This window comes from Pseudomonas sp. A125, assembly GCF_055409485.1.
On sequence record NZ_JBUZVP010000049.1, the window covers coordinates 1 to 26,279 of the forward strand.

Here is a 26,279-nt window from a genome sequence, read left to right on the forward strand (position 1 = left end):
GATTTTGAATTCTTCGGGATATCGCTGGTTGCTCATGGCACCTCCTAATGGGCCTCATTTTAAGGCTTGGAGGTGTCTACGAAACTAGGGGCGATTCAGGAATTGTCTCCAGTCCACCAACTATCGCGCCTTTCCAGCGGACCAAGCCGCATACGACTTCGAATAGATCGCCAACGGGCCTGACAATCAGCGGTTCGCGAATGCCATGTACTTTGATGTCAGCGGCCATGGCCTCTACCTGGGCATTGGGTTCAGCAGGGCTGCCTAGGGCTTTGAAGTATTTCAATCGTGAAAGGGGGATCTGAATAATCACAGACACTGGAACCTCTGCCTTGGTTAAACAATTTCATAAGGATGAAATCAGTATAACCCCGTTCATTTTTGGGATCCCTTGCAGGTGCATCAGGGTTGGCTGAGCGAAAATCCTCGTGGACGATTTACCGCTACGATCAGGATTCAGCACTGCTAGGCGGTGTCCGCGATAGATGCGTCGTGGTTTTCGTTTTGTAGGCTGTAGAAATCAGGGTCCGCCCATGCAGCACATAACTTTGCTGATAGGCCGGTAACTGCAACCATGAATCGGCAACAGTCAGGTTCGGAGAATGCCAGCGACTGTCCGACGCTGACAGAGTAGCGGGGGAAAGCTTCGCGATCACCTGACGCAATTTCAGGATCCACTACACCTCGCACATGGCCAATGAGCGTCATGTACCGCCAGTGGGCCGACTCAAGGGACAGCTGTTGAGCAGGGGTTGCGGTGTTAAGGATCGCATTGAATTCTGCGGGATTCATCATTGCCTCGTCTTCTCTGTAGCTCCCTCCGGCTGTTCGCTTCCACCGGTAGGACATCATCTTTTCACGACTTGAGGCTAATGCTATACCCCCGAAAAGCAACCCATTACCTGGCTTCGGAAACCTAATATGAGCGTCACCCACCATCTGGCCAAGATCAAAGCGACCGTGTCTTTGCGGCTAACGCTTCAGGAATTTTGCTACTAGGTAAAAGCCCCAACTCATCACAAATCTCTTTGCCGCCTTCTAGGATGAAGCCTTGCCGCTGTGATCTATTGAAGACAGCAATCTCGGTGATGCCTGCCAAATAGCCACTGCTTGCCTGTTTGAGCCAAACTCTTGCGCAGACACCGTTACTGATGGCCTGAGTAAAGATTTGCGTTGTAACCGTATTCTCATCAAGCACAACCGTGGTTCGGGCTCCTTGTTCCGTCACACTTTCTGGAGCCCAAGCGCTGAGCGCCACCCCGACTTCGCCTGAAGAGTCAGCTGAGGCGAAGCCAGGCACAAGCAAGCCCGCTATGATTCCCCACTTCAAAGACCTCATCCCTTTAGCCATTGCTTCGTACCCAGAGTAAGTGCCACCCGGAAAGGGCTGCATCACTACAATAGTGCCCCACCAGACATCAACGCGGAAGATGAGAACCCGATTCGGGGCTGGAATCGTCCACCTCCACTTCAGGGACGTCATAGCCCGCTAACAGGGTCGTAGCGGCGCTGTTCAGCATGTTGCCGGATTGGAAATACCCCATCACAGTCGAAATGCTGGTGTGTTCTGTCATAGCCATCACATCACCCAGCGGCACACCCTGTCTCCCAGCCTCAGTCACAAAGCCTGATCGTAAACTGTGTGCACCCCAATCACCCTCTAGGCCGGCAAGCTTTGCACGCCTCTGTAGGATTCGGTTTACCTCATGACCAGTCATGGGTGCTGTTCCCACCCTGCCGCCTCGTAGCATCCCCCGAAAAAGCGGGCCACTCTCAATCGGGGCAACACTAAGCCAAGCAGTCAAAGCATGGGCGGCGGCACCCGTCAGAGGCTTCTCACGCCGGACGCCAGCAGTATCTGTCTTGGTTACCCCGAGTGAATACATCCAAGTGTCAGCATCAAGCCTTCGAACGTCCGAAACCTGCAGGGCCACAACCTCAGAGCGGCGCCGACCACCGCCGCTCCACGCTAGGAGGAGTAGAGCCCGATCGCGTATGCCTCGCAGTCCATCAGTTGAGCATGTGTCCAGGATTGCCTTTAAAGGCTCAGCCACGAGTGCTGTCTTCTTGCGAACCGAAATGCCGCCCCGGGCCTGAGCCTTCTGCGCATCCCGCATCAGTGCTTTGACCTCTTTGATATCAGTTGGGCTAGCCCAGCCCTTCATCCCATGCCATTTGCCAAGGACTGCCATACGAAGGCTGACCGTGTTGTAAGAGTGAGGTCCCAAAGTAGCTTTGATCTTGGCGTCGACCAGCGCCTGATCAACCGAAGGGGGGAGGTTGTGCGTCCAGGTGCCGTCATCCTGCGGTCTATTCAAATGGTCAACGATGAATTGGATCGCCACCGCCGCTGGAATTGGCCCATCCCCCAGCGCAACCCCATAACGGACCTGCAGCCACGCTGACCAATAGGTAAGCGCACCCTGGTAACTACGCACCGTATTGGGCGCAGTCCCTGCTTTCAGAAAGTCAGAAACTGCGTCCTGTGATGCCTGGCTGAGCGAGTCAAGCTCAAGCACGGCCGCATTATCTAGGGGCAGTAAGCGCGATAGAGCGCCCACGGTTGTTGGTGCCCTCAATTCCGACTTCATTCCAAACCTCCACGAATTTCACGTTCAAAAGCCCATTTTTGAGAGATTTTGAGCTACTCTTGATTAAAGCGTATTATTTAATACGTGCGACGTATTTTATCGAAACATCATGTCCGTTAACCAATACTTATCGGATATAGAATAGTGGAGTTTGACCCATGTCGACAGGTGTACCTGAGCAGGAAGTCTTTGATGCGGCTGACGCCGTGCTGGAGGGCGGTAAGCGCCCAACGGTTGAGCGGGTACGAGAAAAGCTGGGGCGCGGTAGCCCGGCGCGTGTCGGCGCCCTGCTTGATGAGTGGTGGGTGCGCCTGTCAGCCAGGCTGCGCGCTGAGACGCGCCTGCCAGGCTTGCCCACTGAAGTGGCGCACGCCTTTGTGGACATCTGGAAGCAGGCCACTCTGATGGCAGAGGCTGTGGTGGAGCAGGGCATGTCTGTCCAGCGAAAGGTGCTAGCAGAGGAGCGCGAGCGAATTGCCGGCCTCGAAGAGCAGGCTCGCAAGGACGTAGCCTTCGCAAGATCTCAAACCAACGAAGCACAGACCGCACGACTCGCCATTGAAACTAGACTGAAGGACTTGCAGGTATTGTTGGATCAGCGAAATGCTGACCTAGAGGATATGCGTGAGCAGCGAACTGACTATCGTGCAAAACTCGCGGCCGCGGAGCAGAAGCTGGTAGAAGCATCGGCTCAGGCCGAAAACACTCGGGCTGAGCAGGAGCGCTACACGCGCGATGTTGAGGATCGATCTCACAGAGAAGTTGACCGTGCAAGAGAGGAACTCAAATCGGTTGCTGCACAACTGCAGGAAGCCAATGGCAAGCTTCAATCAACACTGAAGACCCTGCAGGAAAACCAGAGCGCCCTGGCATCATCACGTGAACAGTCAGCAGCGGCCCAGGCACGAGCTGATACGCTGGAACAGCAATTGATTGAGACCAGGAAGGCTGCGGCGGCACCAAAACCTCGAGCGAAGCGCCCACCGAAAAGCACCTCAGGACAGAAGAAAACGGACTGACAATCAACGTCCAGGTAGACCCATGATCAATGACAGCTACGAAAAAACAGTGATCGATGCCGGCCTGTTTAGATTCCCCGGGCAGGACCTGATGAAGAACATCAATAAGGCCTACACGCTGTATTACGACGAAACGAACAATATCCGAAGCCTATCCTTGACTGGAACCGGGCTCAATCATGAGGTTCTGGATTGCTTTGTGCTCGGGGGTGTAGCGCTGGGGCCAGGGGCCAGCCTGCCTGATATTCATGACCTGAGGGCTCAATTGAGAATTCAGCCATCAGTCAAAGAGTTGAAGCTAAAGCACCTTGCCCAAGGGGGTTACATCACCTGCCTCAGCTCCAACAAGCTGGAGCAGTTCCTCACATGGCTTCTGGCGTCGCCAGCTTACATTCACTTCTCTAACTTCAGCATCTTGAACTGGTCGATAGTCGACCTGATTGACTCGCTGCTAGACCATGATCAGTTCGAGGCCTACAGATCCATTCGGGACGATCTGAAAAACGAACTCCACGCCATAGTGAGGCTAGAACCACTTGGGTATTTCCGGCTACTAAAGACCTTCGACTACCCGAACGTACCTGCCGCGCGAATACCCGAATTCCTAAAAGCTGTACGCCAATTTCTCTTCAGGGGCGGCTTCACGTTCAGAAACATGGCAAGAATGGCGCTCTCAGACCTTCTCCAAGAGGCTGCCAGGGTTACTACGTTGGTGTATCTTTGCGGCAACGAGAAGGATGAGTGGTTTTGATACAGCCTTCATCCATAGACTTGCCACATTCGTGAGGTCGGTTCACGTATTTGACGAAGAACCGCGGGTCAGGGAAAGCCTTGAGCGCAACGAAATTGTGTGGGGTGGCCAGCCCGTAAGCTACCGGTTCGCAATTTCACACAATGAACCAGCCATACAGATCTCGGACATTCTCTGCGGACTCCTGGGCAAACATTTCAGCTTTATGGAAAAGTGCAGCATTGATCAACTGGAAGAAGCGAGTGCAAAGCTGTCAGAGCAACAGCGCCGCAACGCTGATCTGGTGGCTAAGCTGATCGACAAAGCAGATGAGGAATGCCCTGCCTTCATCTTTAATCAGGCACCTCATGAGAGCAATGCCAAAAGTCTGTGGTTCTTGCATGGGATTGAATACCCGGAGGAGTACCGCGACTGATGAAGCGCGGCACGAGTGCGGCTGATCAATGCCTGGCCCTTAAATGTCTGCAGCAACCAATCAGCCAATCGTGATAAACGCTTTCCAACAGGGTCAAACGCTTGCAAGCGTTCCTAGTCAGCCTCAAATTATCGTTTTCAAGAGGTGATAGGCAGAACCAAACTTTGCGATACCAAAACCTAGCTACACAATAATCATAAGCGTGGGCAGAAAGCCCTAAACGACAGCCCCGACCGAGGCGATTGGAGATACGCAGGCATGAAGGCAAAATGGTCTTCCGAAGATCTAACCACCCTGGAGCAGAGCGTGCCTCTGCAGGGCATACAGGGAGCTGCCGATCAAACCAAACACTCACTGCGGGAAACATATGAGCTGGCAGTAGCTCTAGGCATCTATGTTCCCCCGAACGGTGCTGGGCCTTGGCCACGATCAAGCAGAGGAGCTGCCTGGCCGAGTGGCGATGAACGAATCCTGCGGCAGGAATATGTTGGCCACCAGTCGATCGCTTCGATAGCTGACCTGCTTGGCAGGTCACCTCAGGATGTCGAGGCTATGACCATAACCCTGGCCCTTGCAGGAACATCTGATGCACCCAACAAAAGAGTTATCAGAGAGCGAAGAAGTAGCCCGCCATTGACCCCAATGCCCCTTACCCCGCAGGCGCTGCATGGCAAACCTCAAGACAAATCAGCAACCACAAAACATGTCTTAGCAACAAAGGGCGATGAGGATCCTGATGAGACAATGCTGCTCGAGCCATTTGTACCGCCGGCCGTAACGTCCGCTAAAGAGTTCCGAAAGGCAGCCGAATCATTTCTCGCCGCTGCGAGCAGTTTCCACATAGCTCCGCACGAATCCCTGCTTAAACCCGTTCCTGATTTGCCACCTAGATCACGCTGGACGAAGGAGAAGGACGACTACCTTAAGCAGCACTACCATAGCCAACCGGTCGAACAGATAGCCGACCACGTCGGAATGTCCTACTACCAAACCACTAACAGAGCTCGACGCTTGAAGGTAGCCAACACACTGGTTACCTGGACCCGCGAGGAAACGATTTTCCTGCTCGAGCATCTCCAAACAGAGCCGCTTCCTTGGGTAGCAGAGCAGTTGGGCCGGACAATGGCTGCTGTTAGTCTGCGTCCAAAGCAGCTGGGTATATTCCCGGGCTGGACAGGTCACGACGATCAGCTGCTGTTACAGAATCTTGGGAAGAAGACCAACGCCGAGATTGGCAAGCTGATCAACAGACCTGAATATGCAGTCGATAAACGAGTGCGATTCCTCAAAAACGAGACCTCTGAGTTTTCAAGGGCGGGACTGAGTCGGCTATTTGAATCCAAAGGCAAAGAATGGGTCGACGGGCTCATCTACTTGCCAGTGCGGCCGGCAGAGGTCAACAAGCGGAAATGGACCAGCGCTGAAATCGAAATTCTGAGGGAGTATTACCCTAAGAAAGGATCGATCTGGTGTGCTGCAAAGCTAGGTATGCTCGCAGAGAGAATCAGGCACAAAGCACAAAGTCTCGGGCTGCACTCCAACAAAGTCACCACGCCTTGGAGTGCCGAAGACGATGCCTGGCTTTTAGCCAATGTGCATACTCTAGCCAGAGAAAAATGCGCCAAGCACCTGAACCGAACTGTGGGTGCGGTATCAGTACGAGCATCAGTGCTCGGAGCCTTCAAGCTCGTCTAGGACTTGAGAGCAATGGGGCGTAGCGCTATGGATAGGCCACAAGCGCTACACCCCTTAACCGGCCTGTCGAACGGGGCACAGGGGCCGACCAGCAGTTCAAACTGGTAACATGGACGTATTCAACTACCAAATAGCAATCAATTCCCCATGAACGACGTACAGCCATTCATTTCACCAGCGAATTTCTACCTACCCGGCACTCTCTGCCTAGCAATATGCATCTGTATCACAATCCGCTACACCTACAGATACCTGGTATTTAGGGCCATCGATCGCGACGGGTATAGCTCACCTCAATTGCAAGCCTTCCACTTGCGCAAGCTAGCAGGTGAGCGCGGCAAGATCATTACCTCGACACGAAAACAGGCTTTGATTGCACTGGCTAGCTTGGCAGGATCTCTGAGCTTGGTGGTCCTCGTCGTACCAACGTGGAGCTTCTGACAGTGCCAACAACCAAAGGAGTCAACTCACTCATCAAAGCAGCCTGGCTGGCATTCCTCATATGGGGGATGTTAATGACCGCTGAACGACTGTACTGGGTGAACGCTGACTCATACTCCATGATACTTGCGAGCCCTTTGACGATAAGCGAGTCGATGGCTACAGGCCCGACGTCGTATGGCGCGCTCTGCCACGGGGAGGGCGCCACCTTAGCTGATAAGTCGAACGGCCATTTTATTCGGTGTGGCTTTACCTGGAGCCCAGGTTCGACATTCAGAATCGAGAACTACGAACAGTTCGCTGAATGGATGTGGAGAGACGTGAAGTAAGGCAGCTGAGAGGCTGCCTTCTGATAAGACAGGTTATCGACCGCGAATACTGCCTCGGTTACTTGCGGAGCGTTCCTGATTAATTGCGTTGTAGTAAATGTCCTGGGTGGTTGAAAGGCTTTCGTGACCCAGATCCATTTGCAGGTGCTTTGCGTCCCGGAATTTGGCATCGAACGTTGCGCCCGTGTGCCGTAACCAGTGCAAGGTAACCTCCATCAATTCCTGACACTCGTCCTCAGGCTGTCCGTCGGCCTGCATTCTGGACCGAGCGCGGTCGAAAACTGGCTGAACAATATTCCGGATCTGGCGTGCAGTCAGGTTGGGCCGGCCATGGCTTGTATAGAGCAGCGGTGCATCGTCGGCCTTGGTCGGCAGTGGCGACATATTCAAGCTCTCACGGTACCGCTTGAGGTAGGGGATAAAGGCATCCTTAACCGTGATCTCACGCTCCTTGTTGCCCTTCCCAACAACCTCGAACCACCATGAACCATTTCTTTTGAAAAAAGAGTTCATGGTCGGAAGCCAATCATCTCGGCCAGACAAGTCACCAACCCGTAAGTACATCGCAAAGAGGGCCACGACGATGAACAGAGTACGCTCGTGTTTGGGGTCCTCATTGGCCATTGTCTCGGCCTCACCGACAAGGTAGTCCCACTGCAGCGTGGTCAATGCCTTGATCTTAGGTTTTCCCCGCTTGCCCTTCACCCGTTTGATAGATTTGAACGGGCTAGCGATGTCCATGCCGTCCTGCAGCAAGAAGTCATAAAACGAACACGCAACCGAGTAGATCAGATCAGTGCTTCCTGATCCCTGTTTCTTCTGACTGGCGACGGGCTTCACATGCGCCTCAGCAGCCCTCTTGCGGTCAGCTTTCTCGATCTTCACGCCGAAAGGTCGCCACCGAGGGTTGAACATAAGCAGGCCATCCTTGGGAGCAAATCTGCGCATCGCAGAAGCACCAACCCATGACTGTGGTGGCGCGACGTTGAACGCGAGGAAAGCCTCAGCATCAGTGCGGGTCAGATCCAGTACGGACTTGCTCTGGACAATCCAACTCCAGAGAATCAAACGCTCCAGATAACCGCGGTAGTTTTTGAAGGTGGACGGCGATTGGCTGTAGGACTTTAAAAAAGCTCGAGCATGACGAAGATCGGTCTCAACACTGATCTCGGCTGGAAAAGCAGCCAGGTAAGGGGCCATGTCTGGATGCAGGTCTTTAAAGTCGGCGTAGTCACCCAGGATCGATTCAATGGTATCGAAAAGGGGGCGGGGAGGAATTGCCTCTACTCGCTTAGTCAAAAAGTAGTGCTCCAATGTTGACGCCGGCTACATGACCATAAAGCGTGTACAGCTCATGGTCGAAGAACAAGGCTAGTAAACCGCCGGCGATGATAAAGGGGCCAAAGGGGAAAGGCTCGCTTCGAGATTTTACCCCTAAACCCGCAATGAGTCCGACAATTGATGCAGCCACGGCAGATACGAGAATTATCAAAGGGAGTGCTTGCCAGCCGAGCCAGGCCCCGAAGAGGGCGAGCAGTTTAAAATCACCGTTGCCCATTCCCTGGCGGCCGGTGATCGCCTGAAAGATCAACGCCGGCAGTGCAAGGAGCAGGTAGCCTGTGACAGCTCCAATGAAGCCATCCTGGAGCGTCGAGAAAAGCCCAAGAAAGCTGGCAGCTAAGCCAACCCATATGCCCGGAATAACGATCGTATCAGGCAGAAGCATCTCATCGAGGTCGATAAGGAAAAGTGCAGTTCCGCCCCAAACCATCAGAAGCGCGAAGCAAGTCTCTGCACCATAGCCAAAGTGCCAGGCCGTGCCGAATGATAGGCCGGCAGTCACCAGCTCAACTATTGGGTATCTTGCCGAAATCGGCGATCGACAGCCTGAACACTTTCGCCTCAACAAGAGCCAGCTGATCAACGGAATGTTCTCCCAAGGCTTGATCGAATGGCCGCAGGATGGGCATCGGGAATTCGGCATTGCAAGGTTGAACGGCTCGGTCGGAGTGGCTTCCATTTGAAGGGCAGCACGGGCATCCTGCAGCCAGGATCGCTTCATCATCACAGGCAGCCTGTAGACAACAACGTTGAGGAAGCTGCCGACCATCAGGCCTACAATCCCCACTAGGATCGCAAAGACTGCTGGATAGAGCTTCAATAAGTGCAACGTGGTCATGGTGTGTCACCGGTGGTAGGTTGGGAGACGGAATCAAACCCGCAACCTTGATTTTACCGGGCTTGGAAAATTCGACACCTCAAAACCTATGCATGGAATTCACCTGTGCTTCACTTAACTTCCAGTCTTTTGAACGGAAAAACACCATTCAGGCCTACCATGGCGCTAGCCGCGATACTTGGCCAGTTATTACTAGAAATCAAACTGAAAGAGTGAAGCCCAGCATGAACAATGAATGCGGAAAACTTGAATCATTCCAACCTACTGAAGAAAACAATTACTCCCTATTTGCCGGAGCATTAGAGCAGGACACCCTAGTCTTCTTTCATGCAACTCCAAAGAAGAATTTGTTCTCAATACTGAAGCATGGTTTCAAATCATCGCTCGATTTGGGCACTGGCCAATTAGCATCGGTGTCTTACGCAAAGAAAAGCAGTTCATGCTTAGCCCATCTCGGCAGGGATATCGCGCAGGAGTTTCTGGTTTTCGCCGTTAGGTTCGAAACCATTGAAGCACCCGAGATTGTCGAGAACATGTCTGATATCCATGTTTTCGGCACCAACGTACAACCATCCCTACTAGGGTACTGTGAAATCCCGGAAGGGTTTAAATACTGATGATAGTGAGGTATTTAGACAGTTGATTATTTTGTGGGGAATGGCAAGGCGGAGGAGGGTAGCTGCGCCCATTTGTTCAGGCGCAGCATAGTGATGCGTTACTTATCGGAACGAGGAAGGCTGGGGCCAGCAAATCCAGGGATCAGACGTGAACAGACTTCGGCAAGAGCCTCAGCAGTAATTGGCTTGACGATGTAAGCCGAAGCGCCAGCATTAGCAGCAATCTGCTTGTCTGCAGGCATTGATCGACTTGTGCAGACGATGATTGGCACCACACTAGCATCATCGTTTCGGTCGCGGATCTCAGCGATCAGCGATATTCCATTCATCAAGTCGTCCAACGTCCAGTCCATGATGACGCAAGAAGGCCTGAATTCCTCCAGTTCCCGGAACACACCCTCCGCGTTGTGCACCGCACGAATTTCTTCAAAAAGTTCAGCTGCACACTTTCTAGCAAGATAAGTGTCGGTGGGGGAATCATCGACAATGAGTAATGTGCTCATTTTGTTTCACCTGATCACACGAAGGGGAAGGGCATGGACAAGGAGACCATTGGGATCAGTAAGCAGAATACTTCTGCTCAATGGTACGTTGTTCGCGCAAGTGTTGCTCATAGGTCAACTGCTTGTCTTCAAGGCGATGATCAAGCTCTCGCAGATCTTTTGCCTTCTCAAACTCTACTTTGCGCCGAGTGGCATAGAAGTTTTGCACTTCAGCTGCGGCAGCAGTATCAAAAGGCATCCACAGAGGACCGAGAGAGATTACCCAAAGCGGGATGGAGAAGACTGCGACTGCGGGATGATTAGTATAAAAGTAACCAGCGGCTGGCAGAACACCCAGTCCAGCGGCTAATGCGACTGACTTCTCTTCAACAGCAAGCCCCTTGCTTTCATACACCTCCATCTCTTGTTTCTGTCCATCTGCCAGGTGAGTGGTGCAGCCTGATGCTACGATTACCATAGAGATTGCTACAGCGATACCTGTGAAACGTTTCATGCTAAATCCTGGCGTGTGTTTTGAGCAGTCTGTTATAACCGTCGGACTGCGATTTACAAGCCGGCGAGCATAGCCCATGGCCAGATAAAGGCGATAGCCAAAAGAGACGCTCCTTTTCCACGCGACAACACTTGATGAGACCAGCAGAGGCTCACACCCGATTGCCCGCTCCGATGCGCAACGCCTGACGTGAAACTTACGCAAGGAGTTTCCAGAAGAGAGGCTCAGAGTGCCTTGAACTGCTCGAGCAGGGAGGCTTCAATAGCGCGCTGATGCAGAAGCGATGCGTCAAGGTCCGAGTTAATGCCAGCTAGCATCTTGCTTCGATTCACACTTAGCACGTCTGCCTTGTCGACCAGGTACACAGCCATGGTAGAGATGATGCCAGTAGCCGCACCAACGATGACTGCTGTAGCAGTGTCGGCAAAAGGAACAAGGAACGGAACCGCCATCATCGACTTGCTAACAGCATCTTCCAGCAGAACGCCACCTACTATGATGCCCCCACCAACTAGCACCTTCGATGCCTCATGCAAGCCCTCTCGGATCCCCATTCCCTCAGGGCGCACAATCAAAGCTTTGCAAGCTCCAACCAAGGCATTGCCACCTTCGCGGATCATACGAACAGTCCGCTTGGCAGTGGTCAGGAAAGCGTTGGTCAGCACAGTGACTAGGTTAGCTAGGAAACCACTGAGAAAGCTCCCAGCCGCGGCTGAGAGCACAGCCTTCCACTGCTTGGCTACTCTCAGTCCGACTTTCCTGAGACGACGCTTGAGCTCAGCAAATATTGAATTACCGTCGGCTCGGCCGTTTTTGTACCAATCGCTTACCTCATCAAATATCCCTGCGAACAACTCGACCAGGATAGCCCCCATTGCTGACTGAAAAGCGGCGCGGCCGCCGGCTGCGACGCTTGTCTTCAAGCAGTCATTCCGGAATTTTGGGCTGCGATAATAGGCGTCGTTGATCTTTTTCTCGTTGGCCGCCCGAGCCTTTCTATCTGCCTCAAGCAAAGGCTCCGGATTTGCCGCGATTTTCTCTTGCTCTTTGAGCTTGGCGAGTTCGTCTTTTTGCTTTTGGCTCATAGGCTCGCCGGCATCAACCTTCGCCTGTAGCTTTGCTTGTTTCTTCGCTCGGGTGTCTTTCGTCTGCTCAAGCCACAGCACATATTCAGTGGCTGTTTTGGTGCCCATTGCCGAGTTTGTTGAGTACGAGGTGATCTGCAGATTTGTTGAAGCATTCGCAAGCTCAACGCCGTCCAATCCTGCGAGAACTCTGCCGGCATCGTTGTGGATCTCTTCTGCGGCAATAACATGATCAATGCTGTGGCTATCACTCCGCTGGCTGCTCATTTGCTCACCGGTGTAGGCATCAGTCACCTTGCCTTCTACCCGATCCCTTGTGCTGTCCTGGCTCATCTTTTTGTAGGCGGGATCACGGTGGTGATAGTTCTCCTTCACCCTCTTCGTGTACTCACCCCTATCCGCATACTTCTGTTCAGCCTCATCAGTGGCATACACACCGGCCCGGGCGTTGTGGATCGTATCCACTACACCGCCGGTCTTGTCATAGGCACTGAGCATTTTCCCGACCCCAAAAGGCCCGGCGATTGCCTGAAGAGCTGATCGACGTGTGTCAGAGAAAAGACGCTCTATACGCTGTGAGTGAAAGGCGATCTCAAGCTCGGATAATCTCGCCCGAACCTCGTATTCAGGGGCCTCATTTCGCCCCAAGAGTCTAGATTCCGTGGGAAAAGCCTGGGCAAGAAACTGATCGTCCACTGGGGCATTAAGTACGCGCTGCGAATCAGCTGGGGAGGGCAGCACAACAAGTGAGGGAGCACTACGGATCTGTGCAAGCAACGCTTGGGTCTGACGGAATCGATCGGCACTTTCGCTCATCAACAAGGCCTCAACCGACGGATCGTAACAGATGCCATTCCGACCGGAATGAGGATCGGCATTGTTCGTTGGCCATCTGCTTAGATTGCGCGACCAGGTCTACGAGTTCATCGAACAGCTTCCAGTTTTCGGGCGAGCCGACCTTAGCGGCAAGTGCATAGGCGGTGTTGATAGATGGAGGTGCTGCTACGGCTTCGTCTACTTTGATCCGGACAAAGCTTGGTATGTACGCCTCGGAAACTCCGAGAAGGTATGCCTTGATCATGGCTACGTCATCATTGCTGACAGGTCCGAATGTAGCCGCGCATGCAACGCCGATCGTGACGCAGGCGAGGGTGATCTTGAACCCTTTTTGGGACTCAGCGTATTTGGCCAACATCTCTGCTGTAGCCGCATTATTCATCTGCCGCAGAATTTCCTGGCGTGCTTTCTCTTCTGCTTCACCTTTTGCCCGGCCAGCAGCGTGGGCTGTTTTATTGGCGCTGCGGTTCCACAAATACATCCCGGGCACCGTCACACATGCAGCGATAGCCGCACCGCCAACGATTAAGGCAACCCTGCCAGCAGCTTGTGCGACCATGATAAATCCGTGAAATGATGAGATGCGCAACTATCTCACCATTCAGTGCCACTTAATAGCCATTACAGGATCACAGATGCCCTCAGCCGCGCGGCTTTGACAGTCACCCTAAGTGCGATTTACGGCCAAGCACAAGCTTCCCAAGCATGAACAGTCCGACCAGCAAGGACCCTACGACAATCCCGACAATGCCATCGAACAAAGGCGCCCCTACTACAGCCAGCGCCGGCCCGGCGACTGCAACACTAGATACGGTTCCAACTACGGTCTCACTCATGACGTGAAGGAAAGGCAACCCATGTGTGTAAATTCCGCCGCCGACAAGCCACATCGCAATTGTCCCCACGACAGCCAATACACGCATCAGCACGGGTGCAAACCACAGAAGAAACCGACCTGACGCATTGCCAATGGTACGTGTGCTCGTTACCAATCGCAGTCCAACATCGTCCATACGAACGATGCCCGCAACAAACCCGTATACCGCGAATGTGATGATTAGAGAAACGACCACCAGCGTGAGGAACTGCTCAAGCAGTGGTTCACTTGCAACGGTAGCCAGCGCCAGCACTAGAATCTCGCCGCTCAGCACAAGGTCGGTTATCACCGCCCCCCGGATTTTCTTTCGCTCAAACTCAACCATGTCGACCTTCGGCTCGGCGATCGCCTTTACGCGTTCGGCCCGCTCTTGGTCAACTTCAGGATGAAGGAAGCGATGAAGGACTTTCTCAACCCCCTCGAAGCAAAGGTAAGCACCGCCAACCATGAGCAAAGGAGTAATTGCCCACGGTGCAAAGGCACTGATCAACATCGCGATTGGGATCAAGGCTGCCTTATTGAGTAGTGACCCTTTGGCGACAGCCAGTACAACCGGGATCTCGCGCTCGGCTCGCACCCCGGTAACCTGCTGAGCATTCAGCGCCAGGTCATCACCAAGCACGCCTGCCGTTTTCGTTGTTGCGATTTTACTTTGGGCCGCCACGTCGTCTAGCAACGTCGCGATATCATCAAGCAAGGCCAAGCCAGATCCAAATGCCACGGTAATTCCAAGTTTTAGAAGTGTTCCATGCAAGGTAACTGCATGATTCAAAATGGCCAGGACTCAGCGAAATGCCTGGATTGCCAAGCCTGCAGCGCCTAGAAAAATACAACCGGCTACAAGTGCCCAGGCCAAAATTCGAGTTTGTCTCCCAAGCTCGATGATGAAATGCGGCGAAGACGGGTAAGTAGCAGATCGAATCTCACTGGCTGTGGCTCTTGCGGGTTCTGAAAGCAGCTGAAGGTAAGCCGCTTTGGCCTCATCCATCTCCCCCGTGACTCTGAACAGATCTGCTTCCGCATCTTCAAGCCCCGATACAAGCTGAGCCTCACGCTCTGCAGCTTGCAGCAGATCGGAGTTCCTTCTTTCTGAAAGCGCCCCTAATTCAGTCCTGGACGCCTCCAGATTATCGGCAGCCGATGCAAGCTCATTTTTAATCGCTTCTACCTGAACGCTGAGAGCCTCACTAGCTTTCTCGGCGCTACTGCAGCGATTGATCGAATTGGCGGCGATGTCAATCAATTGGCCTGGATTCAGAAACTTCACCTTCTCCCAGTTCCAATGGGGTTTCAGCTCAGCGACCTTGCGCGCGCCAATTACCCTTACACCCGTAGCACTGGAAAGGTAAAAACCAGCGTTCCCGAAAACATTTTCTATCCGCCGCTCATTCTCCGCTCTAAGGGCCGCGGGCAGGGCATCAAGCGTGATCTGCGGCAATTCTGTAGTTACAACCTTGTAAGAGCCGTGAGCAGTACCGCCAGATAGAATGCGAAGCAACTGGCCGACAATGTACGACCCGATGCCAAGCCCAGGATGACGAACGATCAAGCCATCTTGAGGGCCGAACTGAACTAATCCATTTTTGTGGTCCACAATGAACCAAGCAACGTCGTGAGTAGGGGAGAAGGCATTCGAAAGTTCCGAGTTCTCGCCGGCGAACCGAAATGAAACCCGGCCGAACAAGGCCCCCGCGAACTCTCCACCGTGATGAACAAAGTTGACCACCTGAGTAACGCCGAGGCGGGTGGAGCCGTCAGGAAGGGTGATCAGACATGCTCGATCAGACGTAGGAAGGGGAGATTTATCCAGTTTTCGAGCTAGAGTAAGTAATGCGCTATCCTGATGTATCAGCTGAGCCATAAACTGGTTTCCAAATCTGAACGGACGCGGCCGGTAGAATGTTTATTCTATCAGGCGCCCACTCCTAAATTTCCGCACATGTGCTTTGGCGGAAAAGCGTTTAATTTCAACAAGTTAACCTCATGTCAGGGCTAATGACCGGGCTTAATTATGAGTAGGCGTATTCAAACGGCGGAATACTCATCGCTTTACGTCGATAAAAGACGCACCAAAAATCAATTTTCAGCAACTCAGCTACTTTGCTATCTGCTGCCGTACCAAGAAGGGAGTCTTCTTCCTCCGACCAAATCCTTTTTTCCCCGTTAAGCTTCCCATCGGTTGATTGAGCAGGGGGCAGGTACGCCGAATCTAGCTGGTTTAAATCGCTCCAATGATCAGACTTCGGCAACTTACAAGGCCTGAAGCGTGCGATGGAGCGGGCATCGCGAGCTCGTTTTATGGTGGTCGCCGCCACCGAATAACGACGGACAAGCACAGAGTCCGGTACCAATCCTAACTGCTGAACAAGCTCTTCTGGCAGGTTGCGACCCTTGGTGTAGGAATCTAAGCCACGAATACCACGTTCTTGTTTAACCTCCTGCAAGGATCGACCGTATTGGCTTGCAAGCTCTACGTCGGGGACCTTACCAAGCAGCGCGAGGGCTTCGTCTGGAAAAGCCACATATTCAGGGCTATCCGGCTTTTTAAGCACTCTGTACCTGGGTATTGATCGATTTTGACGGGCCCGGAAAAGCACAGGCCCTGGAACACCATACCCCTCAGTCAGTTGGGCATCGGGAACCTTGCCCAATTGCTGCACCAGGCCGTCAGGGAGATCGTAACCGCGGGTGAGCGGTTCTATGCATTTCGCTAAGCGTGCTTGCTTGATGAAATAAGGACTCAATCCGGAAAGCTTGGCGAGTTCTCTGTCGGAAACCTGGCCAAGCTTGCCGGCGATTTCAGGCGCGAGTGCACGATGGCGATTCGGGGGCATGGGTACCGATCTGGTCTGTATTCACGACAAGATTAACGCGCTTATTCAGGATGTCACGCCATAAACCACACATGAAATCTGGATGAGTGACAGGTAGGAAGCGGGCAAACCATGCTATACGTAAGAAGGAGGTTTCCATACCTGCTTTTCACATTAATGGATCTCATGCTCCCGCTGAGGGAGCAAGAAAACTGATCTAATGATAGGAAGCGAATAATCGCAAGAATGAGGAACAAAGCCTTAGAAATCAGTTAGTTGTAAATTACCGCCTTTGGGAGTTGGCGGAAATTCGATGGTAGGCTTTTGGGTCGTCAACCTACTCCAGCCTCCGCCAATACCTCACTCTACTCGAATTGTAGATGATGCTGCTCAGAAGGCCTAATCTGCAAACGAGGTCAATCATTCACCGCTCAATTATCTCTGCAATGTGACTGAGGTGAATACGCCGCATACCTTCGTCCAATATCTCTGACTCGTCCCACACAGTTTGCATGTACGGCTTCAACTCCCTGGCCAAAGCCCGGCATTCCATTTTGTTCAAGCTGTGGCCGATCAGCGTCGACGTCGGTCTCGCCAAATCTAACCAGCCAGGCTGACCACCTTCTGAGTACGTAAACTCCAGCTGAGTCGCCGTCATAACGCACGGACCGTCGACGACTACATTGGCTTTCTCCTGATTCCAGAGCATGGCCAAGTATTCGACCTTGCCAGTTGTGTTCAGGTCCTCAGGCCAGCATTCAAATGACCAGCGCTCGGTGCCTTTACCAGGAATTGCCCCCAACGCCTTAGACTCGGCGGCAGCGTGTCGCGCAGTAGCTGCCTTGGCGTCATCCGAGGGGCCGCTCACATACAGCAAACCGTACGCATCCCTGTCGATCAGATCCGCCGGCGTGAATTTCGAGAAGCTAAAGGGTCCAGTGGAGCTGCAGTCCGGCCGCGTACCTCGATGCCGCTTATAAGCCACAATTGCTTTCGCGACGTCATCCCGCGTTATCACGCGAACACTAGCGGTGTTCCATAGCTGGTCGAACCAGGCTCGGGCACTTTCTACCTCTTCGATGGCTACTGTATGTACACCTGCCTCAATCCATCGGCCAGTTTCATCGCCATCAAGACCAAGGCCGTTAGCGGAGATATTGGCCGAGCCAATGATCGCCTGTGACCGGCCTACCAAAACCTTTGCATGTAGCACATCGCATTGGCGGATCTGGATGTTGGAATTCAACTCAGCTCGCTTAAGAAAGCGTGCAATGACCCAGGGGTTCGTCCCGCCGCTTAGCAGGTTGCAGATGATGCGGATAGGTTTCGTCTCATCAGGATGCACTTTCATCTCAGCACCCTTCCCCCAAAACGCCACAGCAACGTCCAGCGAAGACTCTTCAGCGACCATCCGCATCAAAGCGGCGCTGTATTGATCTGGTCCCAGGAACATGGGGCAATCCTTACTCCTAGTGATCAGTGAAGGCGTACGGGTGCATGCTCATTGAAAAACGCTGCGCCAGGATCGACCGCAACCATCGAAGCAAGCGCTATGACTACCCGTTCTGATATGTGTTTTCTGAGGCTCGTCTCGATTTGAGGGACTGTGAACGTACGCTTCGTTACGAAGCCGAGCTCCCATGCATCTGCGGCTACCAGTGAGCTGTTCATCATAGAAACGGCGAATGACATGTCTGACTTATCACCCGAGGTGGTCGCGTTGTCGACTGTCTCCTCAAGCGTACGGATTAGTGCGAAGACAACCACTCCAATCCACTTGACATCGTAGGGATTCTTTATCAATTCATCACGGACGCGCGCCAGCACCGTTTGCGCATGTGATGAGCTGCACATCTCGTCTGCCTTCATGCCGGCCGGATTGACCCTGGGGTCATCATTCGAAAGGGCCTTATGGGCATCAGCAGCGCATCGCTGGATGAAATCTGCGAAAACAGGAAGCCGGACAAATGAAGATGCGATCTTACCCGACCAATCGTCAGCGGGCGGCTCAGTCTGTGATGGAGCCCCAACTTCACCTAACGTGATCTTTGGCATCGGGCGGAAAAGCTGCGGGTGAAAAATCAGCCCAGCAGCTTGTGCCAGTGCAGCCCCAACCTGGGCTTCAGTGAATACGGGGGACTTAATGCTCATAGCCAACCTCGAACAGTCTTCAGCATGCTCACCGGAGCATTGCCAAAGTGTTAAACGAATAGTCGGCTCATCATAACGACTGGGCTCACGATCGCACAGAATTCAGAAACGCTGCGCCTAGCCCTGTTGAGTAGAACGAACTTCCACACGAGCATTCAAGTCGGTTTGACTGTAGGCCGGCCCCATTTGAAGCCTAATCAAAAAAAGCTTTCACTCTACCCCTCCTCCTTGAACATCGACTATATTGGCCGCGCCGCCAGGCATACTTGTGCGCGAGTAGAAACCGGCTTTGCACCACCAAATTCTCGTTCAACCCTCTCGCTCGTCGACAGGTCTTAAACGCGCACCCCACACTCCGTCGGCGAGCTTTGAGGATTGACTCATGCTGCTCAAAGAACTTGTATTCTCCCTGCGCCAGAACCTTGCTGAACAGACAGGCGAAAAACCTTCGGTTGGCCACACGTACGAACTGCTTTCAGCGCTGTTGGGGTATGACTCGTTTGCAAGCCTGAATAGCCAGGCATTCATCGTCTCGCTCAGCGGGTGCGATGGCAACGCAGTCGAGAACGTTCGGCTCCTTCTGGCTGGGCTTCTAGATCTTAGGCGGGCCACAGAACGGCATGTCGCACTCCAGGCTGCAGGCTCTCCACGCCTCACTGCGTTGGTGGTGGAGTCTTTTGCACAGCGCCATGAGCTGGCAGCGATTCCCCTCGCAGGGGTGCTTGGCCTATACGATGATCAGGTTTCAATCGACCATGCCACCGAGTTCGCCCTCGAGGAGCTGCACGGCTGCCTCCTTGATATGGAGCCACCTCAACTGCGGCTTTCCTTGGGGATGCTTGAGGATTTCAGCTGCAAGAACCCGTCCGCGCATTACGCCCTTTTCCGGATCTACGAGCGGCTGGTCAAGCATCATGACTCAGGGTCGGTCTACTGGCTGCTCCAGATGCGCTTAGGCCGACAACTATCAGGTTCTGAGAAACAACTTGCCGTCGAAGCTCTCTTCGAAGAGGGTTTGATAGAGCGTGCCGAATTTCATCTATCGAAGGCATCCGCATCTGGCCATCCTGAAGCTATCTTTTTTGAGCTCGACGAATTGCAAAAGCGGATTGCTGTAACCGCGGAGGACTTCGCAGTCCTAGATTCGCATGCAGGGGTGCCGGGACTCGCCGGGCGGGTTGCAACCCTCGCTGAGGCTGCAGGTTTGACTTTGTTGGCGATGTCATGGTCCCAGGTAGCCGCACGCAATGGTGACACTGAAGCGTTACACCGGTTGGTGAGCGCTGACAGAGATGCTCCGACCGTTGAAACCTGGACGTGGATTCATCTGAGCCGTCTACTCGGAAGAGATGTCACGGTCGGGACGCTGCGGGCATACCACGCCGGTGGCCAATACGCAGGAGAAGAGTTTGATGATGACCAGGGCGGCGACTTCTACGTGGATGGTGACGAAGGGCTGGATATTGCTCCGATGAGCGCAGAACTTGACCGGGATGCTCAGGCCGCGGCCGCCATTATTTATGAGCGCATTCAGAATGGACACTCCAAGACGTAGCGGGCTCACCCATCTCCGCCGCGGCATGGTAGACGGTAATCAGTGGATTCCCTACTGCCCGCCGCGCTGATGCTGTTGCGGGCGAGGCTTTCAAATATCTGCGCCGGCCTGAACACTGTTTGCATTACCAGTAGTGGTAGAATGCCAGTTCAGTCAACGGAGGTACGCGATTTGGAGCAATCGATAATTGTCCTGGACAGCTTTGAAGATCTCGCCAAGCGCCCGAACTTCACGCAATCGCTAGCGTTCCGCCCCAAAAGCGATCGCGGCTTCGACGCTGTTGTCATGCCCTACCACTTTCTCGATTCGATCCCCTGCGGCATCGAGTCCTGCCATACCCCGCATCGTCGAGGCTACCTCATCACCACTACGGATGGACTTGAGACTGGCATTGGAGGCCATTGCGGTCGCAAGCATTTCGGGATCAGCTTCACCCTAGAGCGCCAGCGGATCGACAAAGCCCTATCTCGGCAGCGCCGAATTGATTCCATCATGCGCGCACGTGAAGACATCCCTTCGCTGATCCTGGCAGCGAGCAGCCTCAAGCAAGCCCATACCGAGCTCTCAGAGCTGAAGCGCCGTTTCATGGGGGCCGTAGGCACTCCGTTCTATACCCAGCTCAAACAGCGAGCTGATAGAGGCCAGGATCGGATCATCCGTGATGAACCCATGACCGCAGATGAGGCTGCTGCCTACTGGGAGACGACCAACAAGAAGTCCAGAAAGGACTTGCCGACGAAAGAGGTGTTGGTCACCACCCTCTCGGGACTAACGTTCCTCGCCGCCAACTTCAAAGACATGCTGGTGACGAACCTAGTTCTGCCGCTTGAGCAATTCGCCACACAATCCATAGATGACATTGAACGCATGTCACCGCGCGTGCTGCAAAGCACTGCGAAATGGGTCGGACGTGTCCCGCAGGACCTGATCAAAGCCCAGGAAGTGGTTGACGCCGGCCGCGCCTTCTTCACAGTTGAAAATATGCTCAAGCTCGTTAACCTGAATGCCGATATGCAAGCGCTCGGCCCTCTAATTCAGGAACTGAAAAGCAAGCCGGCCTCGCCTGCCACTCGTATGTAGCCGCGTCGATGTTTATCACCAAAAGGGGGTTGCTGTGCCCAGCCGGTGATAGATGCATATGCCCAGCAATACTCCCAGCCCCGCCATAATGCGGGGCCATTTTTTCACATAGTTCAAGAAGAGAATCCAAATGAAATCTGCACTATTCATCGCATTGCTCATGGCGTCCATGTGCGCGTCGGCTAAGAGCGCCGAATCAGGTACATCAGAGGCTGCCGGGGCATTAGCAAAGGATTATATGGCAACTCGGTTCATTCTCGTGGGAACGCCTAAGATTGATGGCGACCACGCGTTGGTAACTGCCAAGATGCTTGGGCAGGAATGCCAACTCAATATGGTCCGCATCGGGAAGGAATCCGGCAATGAGCATGGATGGCAGATATTTGGTCAGGTGTGTGGCCCTATACCTGGTACCGACTCCGGCAAGTGGATCACTGATGAACAGGGCAAACCACAATATGTCCAGCCATAGGACTGGGTTCGCCTCTACAAGAAGTGACCCGGTAGAAACCCGGCACCGGCAAGAGCCGCGCTGGGATGCAAATCCTCAAGGATCTCTGTAATGAGTGCCACCCCCAACGTTAAGGCTGTTTGGTCGCTTACCCTCCTCGTTAGCTGCCCTGCGTGCAAGCAGGAGTTTGATGTGTTGGAAACTCACGACATTGCTGCTGAAGGTATTCAGACTTGCGAGCACGACACAGAGGCCAGCCGGGATATCGAACTGTCCTGCCCCGAGTGTGAGCACGAGTTTCAAGCAGACCTGGCCTACTGATCCAATCGAATAAAGCGGCGCTCTGCAACACTCAAATCCAGGCCAGTCGGAGCTGTGCACATAGAGACGCGACCACGCGCTCAACATACGGGGAGTCAAATGACCACAAATATCGTAACCATGAAATCCGCAACCGGTGAGGAAGCTAAGATCGATCTGGCGAATAACGGACGCATTGGCAAGGGCAAGCGCTTTCTTCCGGAATTGGCGTATCTGTCGGATCTGTTGCAGTCGGGGGCCGTTGTTGCCCTTGATGATCTTCAGGTCGAGCAGCTCGACCAGGTACTCACAACCCTTCCGGAAAAAGCTGGTGTCGCGGAACTGGTAGAGGCGTTGGCTGGGTATGAGCAGTTGGCCCAGCTTCGTGCAGCACTGCAGGAGACTCACGACCAGGGTCGCTATGCGACGGTTTTTGATCAGGCTGCCGCCCCCTTCGCCTAACCCAACGCATGTCGCTCCCACTTTTCTCTTCTGCCGGCAGTTGGAACCTATCCCGCTACTCCATTGGGGGATTCAAACGGGGCTGGGCCATGGACTGGCCACCCCAGGCCCTCAGTGATTCCGCACGTTTGAGGAAAGTTCGAAGCTCTCCCTTGGAAACACTGGGAGTTCCTTTGAGGATCCGATTGAGAAGCCCGAAAGCTTCGGTGTCACGCTGTTGCGCATGGTGAAGGCTGGACTCCAGCTCGATTTCCACTTTTTCGGCCGTTTCAGTGAGATCATTTATTTCTTGCCGCAGTCGCTTGACGACAACTCGTTGGTTTGCAAGTTGATTCAGCGCTGCATTCAGTTTGATCCCGCCCTTGCACCAGCTGACAAACGCCAGCTCAACCTCGGGATAGACGAATCTGGCATCAGAGCCTTCACCGACCCGATCAAGCACCAGATAGCCGTTCCACTCCGCGATGAATGCAGACAGCAGATCTTTGGTGAAGTCACGAGTACGAGTTGCCGCCTCAAGCTCCTGAATTGCTCTCGTGAGCACTTCCTTGTTGACTTGAGGTGTGTTGGTCCAGCTGCAGGCCTTTAATGCTTCAGCCGTGTTTGAAGTTAAGTGCTGGCCGGGATTGCAATGAATGCAATGCGCTGTCCACGGAGAGTGCTTGCCCCCACAGCACAGGCAGCCGTACTCCACCGGGACGTCTATGGTCTCGAGCAGAAGTTGTTGGATATCAAAAGCCAATTCCTCACAGCCTTTGGCGAGGAGTTCAGTAGCCGCGCGCTCAAGGACCTCTCTTGCTCTCGCATCATTGATGCGGTCATTGGACATTAACTCCTCCCTCACGAATCTACGCTCCTGAAGCTATGCCTACAGCCATTCGATACCTGAACCTGCTGGCCGCCCTCAATGCATATCAAACACTAAGCAGGGAGCAAGCTTCCGCGGTGCGAAAGGCCACAGTTTCAGCACATGACGTTACGGCCATCGACATGACAAGGACAGCTGCACACTCGCAGCTTTTCAATGACTGAGTCGTCCCAGTCGCCTACGGTCAAATTCTCGACAATTTTCTCGAGGCGTTCCTGATCAACCTCATCTTCGTTGGGTTTGAATTTCATGCGTTCTGCGCCGCAGCAACCAAGCATTGGTAATCGCCTCATCAAGGGTCGGGAGGTCTGGACCTCGGATTGGGATATCTACCCTACTGCGGCTCTAAACGGGGCACAACTCAAAACCTGACTGTGAAAGCCCGGGGCACCGTCGTAGCCTGAAGAGGGTTGATTTAGTATTTGGAAGGTTTAACGAGGGGGGCCTTCACAGGCGAGCGTTGCGGTATCGCAGTACGTTGCCTGGACAACTTGCACTACATTCAGGATCTCGCCTCCCCGACGTCACAGCCCGCTGCAAGGAAAGCCGCAAGATTGGCTTTACCCTTATGGTATATGCAGACGCGTGGTGGCTAATGGGCAAGCGTTACAGGACTGACGACTCCTTAGAGTTTGCACCTCGTGTCATGACCCTAGTCAAGTCTGCCGCACGGGATACCAGCGTGCTCTTGGCAAGCGAGCGTGGTAGCTGAAGTCCAGAATTGCTTCGAGCCGCTGAGCCACTGCTACGCAATGCATTGCTGATGGCCATCGCTGCAAATGGGACATTGAACCTGATGGCCAATGTCTCGGGGGCATCGAACCTGTATTCAGCTACGTGCTTGCGTGCCGCAACGAGTCTTCCCTGCAGGTAGCAGTACATAAGGTGCATAGCGCAGTCCAGCGCGCACTTGCCCCCGGGCCTGAAGCCTGGGGATTAGTAGCGCTGCGCTCACTGCCCCTTAATTGAAGCGCGCTTGGCATTCAGACCTTTACTCACCGTTAGCCAGTCGATACCTTCGCTTCGACCGTCTAAATTGGCCCTATGACGGACCATGTGCCGAACACGCTCCCAAAGTGCAGGATCGTAATTGGCAATTCCGGTTACGCCGTAGTGACCAGTCTGGTAAAGCTCAAGATCCGGCTTCGTTTCAAACGCTGGGGCGTGGCTAGCTTGATGACCACGGTCGGGCATAACGTGATTCCTCGTTTAGGCGGCTTATCCGGGGCTTCTACGGACTAACCCCACTTGTAACTGCGGGATTTGATATAGCGGGTCAGTCGAGCCGCGCCATTGCTTTAAAAATAGTTGCCCAGTCTACGCCAGAGCATACGGAGCCAACCAATCTTAAAGGTCCGCAAGGGTCGCTTTGCTCAACATACTCGGACTTATATGGGATGAGCTTAGGGCAGCCTTTTTGAACTAAAAGACCGGCAACGACGCACGCTGTGCTTCTGATCCATGCTTCCAAAGGAAATTCACCATGGCTTCAGACAAAGGCTTTTCCAAATCGAAGTCACCGTATCTTTGCTGAAAGTCAGCCCACCTGGTCTCTAAGAGGCCCATACGCCTGAACATTGGGGCAATCCAGATCCATTGGAGTGACCACTCTCCTTCAGCCTTTCTGGACGTTGTATGCATGAAAGCGCAAGCTCCGGCGATTTCGCCCCCGGGGCCAGCAAACAAATGGCCTCTCCAATCAGATGGTGCGCGTGTACTTGAGCCACCAGGCCACTGAATAAAATCGTAACCAAATTCCCTTCTGAAAGCTGCCGCCCTCTCGTACACCTCACCGTGCATCCACAGCGGGGCGTCCGGACCTACGAGTTCGCCGGTAATCCCGGTAACGACTCGCTTCTGAAGGCGCGCACTCGGCTTGGGATTTAATCGGCGAACCACTCGATCGTGTGTTGTCTTGTGCCGCCGCGCATCACCAGGATGATTTGTGACGTAGAGCATTCCGCAGAGGTCGCACGTCACCGCCTCCTGAGGTTTGGGCTCCCGGTATTTAGGCCCACTGATTTCCAGTGAATATGGCAGATCACCCCGCGAACAAACGGTGTATCGATTCCCGATCGAGTCTTTAAACGTCTTCTGGGTAACTGGCCCCTCAAGGAAGGTTCGATCAGCATTCAACTGGATCCGCCGTTTTCCCAGGGTATGCTTGTAGTGAAGGATGTCGAACTCAGTGCCTGTAAGAAGTTTACGATCCCCGATATGGGTAACGAGTGCTTCAACAAGTCTACTTGGATCAACCTGTACCCCAATCGCCTCCAGCATGATGAGAAGCCAGGTAGCATCGGCCGCATTCAACCCCTTCTCGCCCTCAACCTCATCACCAAGGCACTCAGGCCTGGGGTAGATGCCCTGGATGTACAGGTCAAACACAGTGGCCAGGTCTTCAACCAGTTCTTTAATGGCCGAAAACCCCCGTTTCTCATTGGCAACCAAGTGGGTTCCTATCGCGGTTAGCGTACAGACACCCTCCGCTAATAACGCATTCTCAAACCTCAACACCGTCGGAGAGGCAGTAAAGGCTCGCTGCGCCTCAGAAATAATTTCGCAAAGGCGAAGCAGGGTCTCGCCGGGTAACTTGAAGATCATGGTATCAGTGCTCAGTTTCAGACTCAGTATCTTGCCAACCGATAGCGGCCCGCACAACTAGGAATGGGCGGTCTCAAGGAGCAAGTGCAACACCTCATGTAAGGTGTTGCCATGTCTACCCAATACAACCACCTGAGTACCGAGGAGCGCGTCACCATTATGG

At 53.6% G+C, this 26,279-nt stretch carries 28 protein-coding genes; 10 read left to right on the plus strand and 18 right to left on the minus strand.

Annotated features, from left to right (window positions below):
- Nucleotides 1-76: 76 nt before the first annotated feature.
- The 3 genes from ACZRN6_RS34740 to ACZRN6_RS34750 all read right to left on the minus strand — a co-directional run bounded on the left by ACZRN6_RS34740 (nucleotide 77) and on the right by ACZRN6_RS34750 (nucleotide 2,591).
- Nucleotides 77-319, minus strand: coding sequence for a ParB N-terminal domain-containing protein (locus tag ACZRN6_RS34740; protein WP_464009896.1), 243 nt, complete (start codon nucleotides 317-319; stop codon nucleotides 77-79).
- A gap of 630 nt (nucleotides 320-949) precedes the next feature.
- Complete coding sequence (locus tag ACZRN6_RS34745) at nucleotides 950-1,330, minus strand: hypothetical protein (RefSeq protein WP_169904200.1); 381 nt, start codon at nucleotides 1,328-1,330, stop codon at nucleotides 950-952.
- A gap of 88 nt (nucleotides 1,331-1,418) precedes the next feature.
- The gene (locus tag ACZRN6_RS34750; protein ID WP_169904199.1) at nucleotides 1,419-2,591 is read right to left on the minus strand and encodes a site-specific integrase; all 1,173 of its coding nucleotides are present in this window, start codon (nucleotides 2,589-2,591) and stop codon (nucleotides 1,419-1,421) included.
- A 158-nt stretch (nucleotides 2,592-2,749) separates the two neighbouring features.
- On the opposite strand from ACZRN6_RS34750, the gene ACZRN6_RS34755 reads away from it, so the two are divergent.
- The 4 genes from ACZRN6_RS34755 (at nucleotide 2,750) to ACZRN6_RS34770 (ending at nucleotide 6,471) form a co-directional block, all read left to right on the plus strand.
- The gene (locus ACZRN6_RS34755; protein ID WP_116827301.1) at nucleotides 2,750-3,610 is read left to right on the plus strand and encodes a DNA-binding protein; all 861 of its coding nucleotides are present in this window, start codon (nucleotides 2,750-2,752) and stop codon (nucleotides 3,608-3,610) included.
- 22 nt (nucleotides 3,611-3,632) lie between these two features.
- Entirely contained in the window at nucleotides 3,633-4,361 is a 729-nt protein-coding gene (locus ACZRN6_RS34760; protein WP_169904198.1) for a hypothetical protein, read from the plus strand.
- Nucleotides 4,348-4,776 carry a hypothetical protein gene (locus ACZRN6_RS34765; RefSeq protein ID WP_169904197.1) on the plus strand — a complete coding sequence of 143 codons (429 nt, stop codon included), beginning with the start codon at nucleotides 4,348-4,350 and terminating at the stop codon, nucleotides 4,774-4,776. The genes ACZRN6_RS34760 and ACZRN6_RS34765 overlap by 14 nt, the downstream gene beginning before the upstream one ends.
- A 258-nt stretch (nucleotides 4,777-5,034) precedes the next feature.
- A complete protein-coding gene (locus ACZRN6_RS34770; protein WP_169904196.1) occupies nucleotides 5,035-6,471 on the plus strand; it encodes a hypothetical protein in 1,437 nt (478 codons plus the stop codon).
- Nucleotides 6,472-7,274: 803 nt separating this feature from the next.
- Here ACZRN6_RS34770 and ACZRN6_RS34775 read toward each other — a convergent pair.
- Complete coding sequence (locus ACZRN6_RS34775) at nucleotides 7,275-8,540, minus strand: tyrosine-type recombinase/integrase (RefSeq protein ID WP_233100538.1); 1,266 nt, start codon at nucleotides 8,538-8,540, stop codon at nucleotides 7,275-7,277.
- Nucleotides 8,533-9,420 (minus strand): prepilin peptidase, encoded by an 888-nt coding sequence (locus tag ACZRN6_RS34780; RefSeq protein WP_078465770.1) that lies wholly within the window; start codon nucleotides 9,418-9,420, stop codon nucleotides 8,533-8,535. The genes ACZRN6_RS34775 and ACZRN6_RS34780 overlap by 8 nt, the downstream gene beginning before the upstream one ends.
- Before the next feature lie 92 nt (nucleotides 9,421-9,512).
- Here ACZRN6_RS34780 and ACZRN6_RS34785 point away from each other — a divergent pair, with 92 nt between their 5' ends.
- Nucleotides 9,513-10,037, plus strand: a complete 525-nt coding sequence (locus ACZRN6_RS34785) for a hypothetical protein (RefSeq protein ID WP_153045946.1) — start codon at nucleotides 9,513-9,515, stop codon at nucleotides 10,035-10,037.
- Nucleotides 10,038-10,135: 98 nt separating this feature from the next.
- Here the strand turns inward: ACZRN6_RS34785 and ACZRN6_RS34790 are convergent, their stop codons facing one another.
- The 9 genes from ACZRN6_RS34790 to ACZRN6_RS34830 all read right to left on the minus strand — a co-directional run bounded on the left by ACZRN6_RS34790 (nucleotide 10,136) and on the right by ACZRN6_RS34830 (nucleotide 18,796).
- Nucleotides 10,136-10,540 carry a response regulator gene (locus ACZRN6_RS34790; RefSeq protein ID WP_078465772.1) on the minus strand — a complete coding sequence of 135 codons (405 nt, stop codon included), beginning with the start codon at nucleotides 10,538-10,540 and terminating at the stop codon, nucleotides 10,136-10,138.
- A 55-nt stretch (nucleotides 10,541-10,595) separates the two neighbouring features.
- Nucleotides 10,596-11,033 carry a hypothetical protein gene (locus tag ACZRN6_RS34795; RefSeq protein WP_078465773.1) on the minus strand — a complete coding sequence of 146 codons (438 nt, stop codon included), beginning with the start codon at nucleotides 11,031-11,033 and terminating at the stop codon, nucleotides 10,596-10,598.
- A 224-nt stretch (nucleotides 11,034-11,257) separates the two neighbouring features.
- Nucleotides 11,258-12,934 carry a hypothetical protein gene (locus ACZRN6_RS34800; protein ID WP_078465774.1) on the minus strand — a complete coding sequence of 559 codons (1,677 nt, stop codon included), beginning with the start codon at nucleotides 12,932-12,934 and terminating at the stop codon, nucleotides 11,258-11,260.
- 10 nt (nucleotides 12,935-12,944) lie between these two features.
- Nucleotides 12,945-13,514, minus strand: a complete 570-nt coding sequence (locus tag ACZRN6_RS34805) for a hypothetical protein (protein WP_078465775.1) — start codon at nucleotides 13,512-13,514, stop codon at nucleotides 12,945-12,947.
- 103 nt (nucleotides 13,515-13,617) lie between these two features.
- Complete coding sequence (locus tag ACZRN6_RS34810) at nucleotides 13,618-14,553, minus strand: DUF808 domain-containing protein (protein ID WP_078465776.1); 936 nt, start codon at nucleotides 14,551-14,553, stop codon at nucleotides 13,618-13,620.
- Nucleotides 14,554-14,616: 63 nt separating this feature from the next.
- Entirely contained in the window at nucleotides 14,617-15,693 is a 1,077-nt protein-coding gene (locus ACZRN6_RS34815; RefSeq protein ID WP_284184505.1) for a hypothetical protein, read from the minus strand.
- Between the two features lie 148 nt (nucleotides 15,694-15,841).
- Nucleotides 15,842-16,666, minus strand: coding sequence for a hypothetical protein (locus tag ACZRN6_RS34820; RefSeq protein WP_169904194.1), 825 nt, complete (start codon nucleotides 16,664-16,666; stop codon nucleotides 15,842-15,844).
- Nucleotides 16,667-17,069: 403 nt separating this feature from the next.
- Nucleotides 17,070-18,098: a phospholipase D family protein gene (locus ACZRN6_RS34825; protein ID WP_078465779.1), complete on the minus strand. Its 1,029-nt coding sequence runs from the start codon at nucleotides 18,096-18,098 to the stop codon at nucleotides 17,070-17,072.
- A gap of 23 nt (nucleotides 18,099-18,121) precedes the next feature.
- Nucleotides 18,122-18,796, minus strand: a complete 675-nt coding sequence (locus tag ACZRN6_RS34830; RefSeq protein ID WP_078465780.1) for a hypothetical protein — start codon at nucleotides 18,794-18,796, stop codon at nucleotides 18,122-18,124.
- A gap of 382 nt (nucleotides 18,797-19,178) precedes the next feature.
- Here ACZRN6_RS34830 and ACZRN6_RS34835 point away from each other — a divergent pair, with 382 nt between their 5' ends.
- The 5 genes from ACZRN6_RS34835 (at nucleotide 19,179) to ACZRN6_RS34855 (ending at nucleotide 22,644) form a co-directional block, all read left to right on the plus strand.
- Nucleotides 19,179-20,351, plus strand: coding sequence for a hypothetical protein (locus tag ACZRN6_RS34835; RefSeq protein WP_078465781.1), 1,173 nt, complete (start codon nucleotides 19,179-19,181; stop codon nucleotides 20,349-20,351).
- A 42-nt stretch (nucleotides 20,352-20,393) separates the two neighbouring features.
- Entirely contained in the window at nucleotides 20,394-21,431 is a 1,038-nt protein-coding gene (locus ACZRN6_RS34840; protein ID WP_153045947.1) for a hypothetical protein, read from the plus strand.
- Between the two features lie 130 nt (nucleotides 21,432-21,561).
- Entirely contained in the window at nucleotides 21,562-21,903 is a 342-nt protein-coding gene (locus tag ACZRN6_RS34845; RefSeq protein WP_078465783.1) for a hypothetical protein, read from the plus strand.
- 90 nt (nucleotides 21,904-21,993) lie between these two features.
- Nucleotides 21,994-22,203, plus strand: a complete 210-nt coding sequence (locus ACZRN6_RS34850; protein ID WP_078465784.1) for a hypothetical protein — start codon at nucleotides 21,994-21,996, stop codon at nucleotides 22,201-22,203.
- Between the two features lie 99 nt (nucleotides 22,204-22,302).
- Entirely contained in the window at nucleotides 22,303-22,644 is a 342-nt protein-coding gene (locus ACZRN6_RS34855) for a hypothetical protein (protein ID WP_169904193.1), read from the plus strand.
- Between the two features lie 55 nt (nucleotides 22,645-22,699).
- Here the strand turns inward: ACZRN6_RS34855 and ACZRN6_RS34860 are convergent, their stop codons facing one another.
- The 4 genes from ACZRN6_RS34860 to ACZRN6_RS34875 form a co-directional block, all read right to left on the minus strand.
- Nucleotides 22,700-23,473, minus strand: a complete 774-nt coding sequence (locus tag ACZRN6_RS34860) for a hypothetical protein (protein ID WP_153045948.1) — start codon at nucleotides 23,471-23,473, stop codon at nucleotides 22,700-22,702.
- A gap of 134 nt (nucleotides 23,474-23,607) precedes the next feature.
- Complete coding sequence (locus ACZRN6_RS34865; protein ID WP_155007503.1) at nucleotides 23,608-23,763, minus strand: hypothetical protein; 156 nt, start codon at nucleotides 23,761-23,763, stop codon at nucleotides 23,608-23,610.
- A 700-nt stretch (nucleotides 23,764-24,463) separates the two neighbouring features.
- Nucleotides 24,464-24,706: a hypothetical protein gene (locus tag ACZRN6_RS34870; protein ID WP_078465788.1), complete on the minus strand. Its 243-nt coding sequence runs from the start codon at nucleotides 24,704-24,706 to the stop codon at nucleotides 24,464-24,466.
- Between the two features lie 228 nt (nucleotides 24,707-24,934).
- Nucleotides 24,935-26,116, minus strand: coding sequence for a C2H2-type zinc finger protein (locus tag ACZRN6_RS34875; RefSeq protein WP_078465789.1), 1,182 nt, complete (start codon nucleotides 26,114-26,116; stop codon nucleotides 24,935-24,937).
- Between the last annotated feature and the right edge of the window lie 163 nt (nucleotides 26,117-26,279).

Bases quoted from the DNA above. Each gene is read 5' to 3' on its own strand.
- ACZRN6_RS34750 (WP_169904199.1), bottom strand. From the start codon at position 2,591: ATGAAGTCGGAATTGAGGGCACCAACAACCGTGGGCGCTCTATCGCGC.
- ACZRN6_RS34755 (WP_116827301.1), top strand. From the start codon at position 2,750: ATGTCGACAGGTGTACCTGAGCAGGAAGTCTTTGATGCGGCTGACGCC.
- ACZRN6_RS34760 (WP_169904198.1), top strand. From the start codon at position 3,633: ATGATCAATGACAGCTACGAAAAAACAGTGATCGATGCCGGCCTGTTT.
- ACZRN6_RS34765 (WP_169904197.1), top strand. From the start codon at position 4,348: ATGAGTGGTTTTGATACAGCCTTCATCCATAGACTTGCCACATTCGTG.
- ACZRN6_RS34770 (WP_169904196.1), top strand. From the start codon at position 5,035: ATGAAGGCAAAATGGTCTTCCGAAGATCTAACCACCCTGGAGCAGAGC.
- ACZRN6_RS34780 (WP_078465770.1), bottom strand. From the start codon at position 9,420: ATGACCACGTTGCACTTATTGAAGCTCTATCCAGCAGTCTTTGCGATC.
- ACZRN6_RS34785 (WP_153045946.1), top strand. From the start codon at position 9,513: ATGGAATTCACCTGTGCTTCACTTAACTTCCAGTCTTTTGAACGGAAA.
- ACZRN6_RS34790 (WP_078465772.1), bottom strand. From the start codon at position 10,540: ATGAGCACATTACTCATTGTCGATGATTCCCCCACCGACACTTATCTT.
- ACZRN6_RS34795 (WP_078465773.1), bottom strand. From the start codon at position 11,033: ATGAAACGTTTCACAGGTATCGCTGTAGCAATCTCTATGGTAATCGTA.
- ACZRN6_RS34800 (WP_078465774.1), bottom strand. From the start codon at position 12,934: ATGAGCGAAAGTGCCGATCGATTCCGTCAGACCCAAGCGTTGCTTGCA.
- ACZRN6_RS34805 (WP_078465775.1), bottom strand. From the start codon at position 13,514: ATGGTCGCACAAGCTGCTGGCAGGGTTGCCTTAATCGTTGGCGGTGCG.
- ACZRN6_RS34815 (WP_284184505.1), bottom strand. From the start codon at position 15,693: ATGGCTCAGCTGATACATCAGGATAGCGCATTACTTACTCTAGCTCGA.
- ACZRN6_RS34820 (WP_169904194.1), bottom strand. From the start codon at position 16,666: ATGCCCCCGAATCGCCATCGTGCACTCGCGCCTGAAATCGCCGGCAAG.
- ACZRN6_RS34825 (WP_078465779.1), bottom strand. From the start codon at position 18,098: ATGTTCCTGGGACCAGATCAATACAGCGCCGCTTTGATGCGGATGGTC.
- ACZRN6_RS34830 (WP_078465780.1), bottom strand. From the start codon at position 18,796: ATGAGCATTAAGTCCCCCGTATTCACTGAAGCCCAGGTTGGGGCTGCA.
- ACZRN6_RS34835 (WP_078465781.1), top strand. From the start codon at position 19,179: ATGCTGCTCAAAGAACTTGTATTCTCCCTGCGCCAGAACCTTGCTGAA.
- ACZRN6_RS34845 (WP_078465783.1), top strand. From the start codon at position 21,562: ATGAAATCTGCACTATTCATCGCATTGCTCATGGCGTCCATGTGCGCG.
- ACZRN6_RS34850 (WP_078465784.1), top strand. From the start codon at position 21,994: ATGAGTGCCACCCCCAACGTTAAGGCTGTTTGGTCGCTTACCCTCCTC.
- ACZRN6_RS34855 (WP_169904193.1), top strand. From the start codon at position 22,303: ATGACCACAAATATCGTAACCATGAAATCCGCAACCGGTGAGGAAGCT.
- ACZRN6_RS34860 (WP_153045948.1), bottom strand. From the start codon at position 23,473: ATGTCCAATGACCGCATCAATGATGCGAGAGCAAGAGAGGTCCTTGAG.
- ACZRN6_RS34865 (WP_155007503.1), bottom strand. From the start codon at position 23,763: ATGAAATTCAAACCCAACGAAGATGAGGTTGATCAGGAACGCCTCGAG.
- ACZRN6_RS34870 (WP_078465788.1), bottom strand. From the start codon at position 24,706: ATGCCCGACCGTGGTCATCAAGCTAGCCACGCCCCAGCGTTTGAAACG.
- ACZRN6_RS34875 (WP_078465789.1), bottom strand. From the start codon at position 26,116: ATGATCTTCAAGTTACCCGGCGAGACCCTGCTTCGCCTTTGCGAAATT.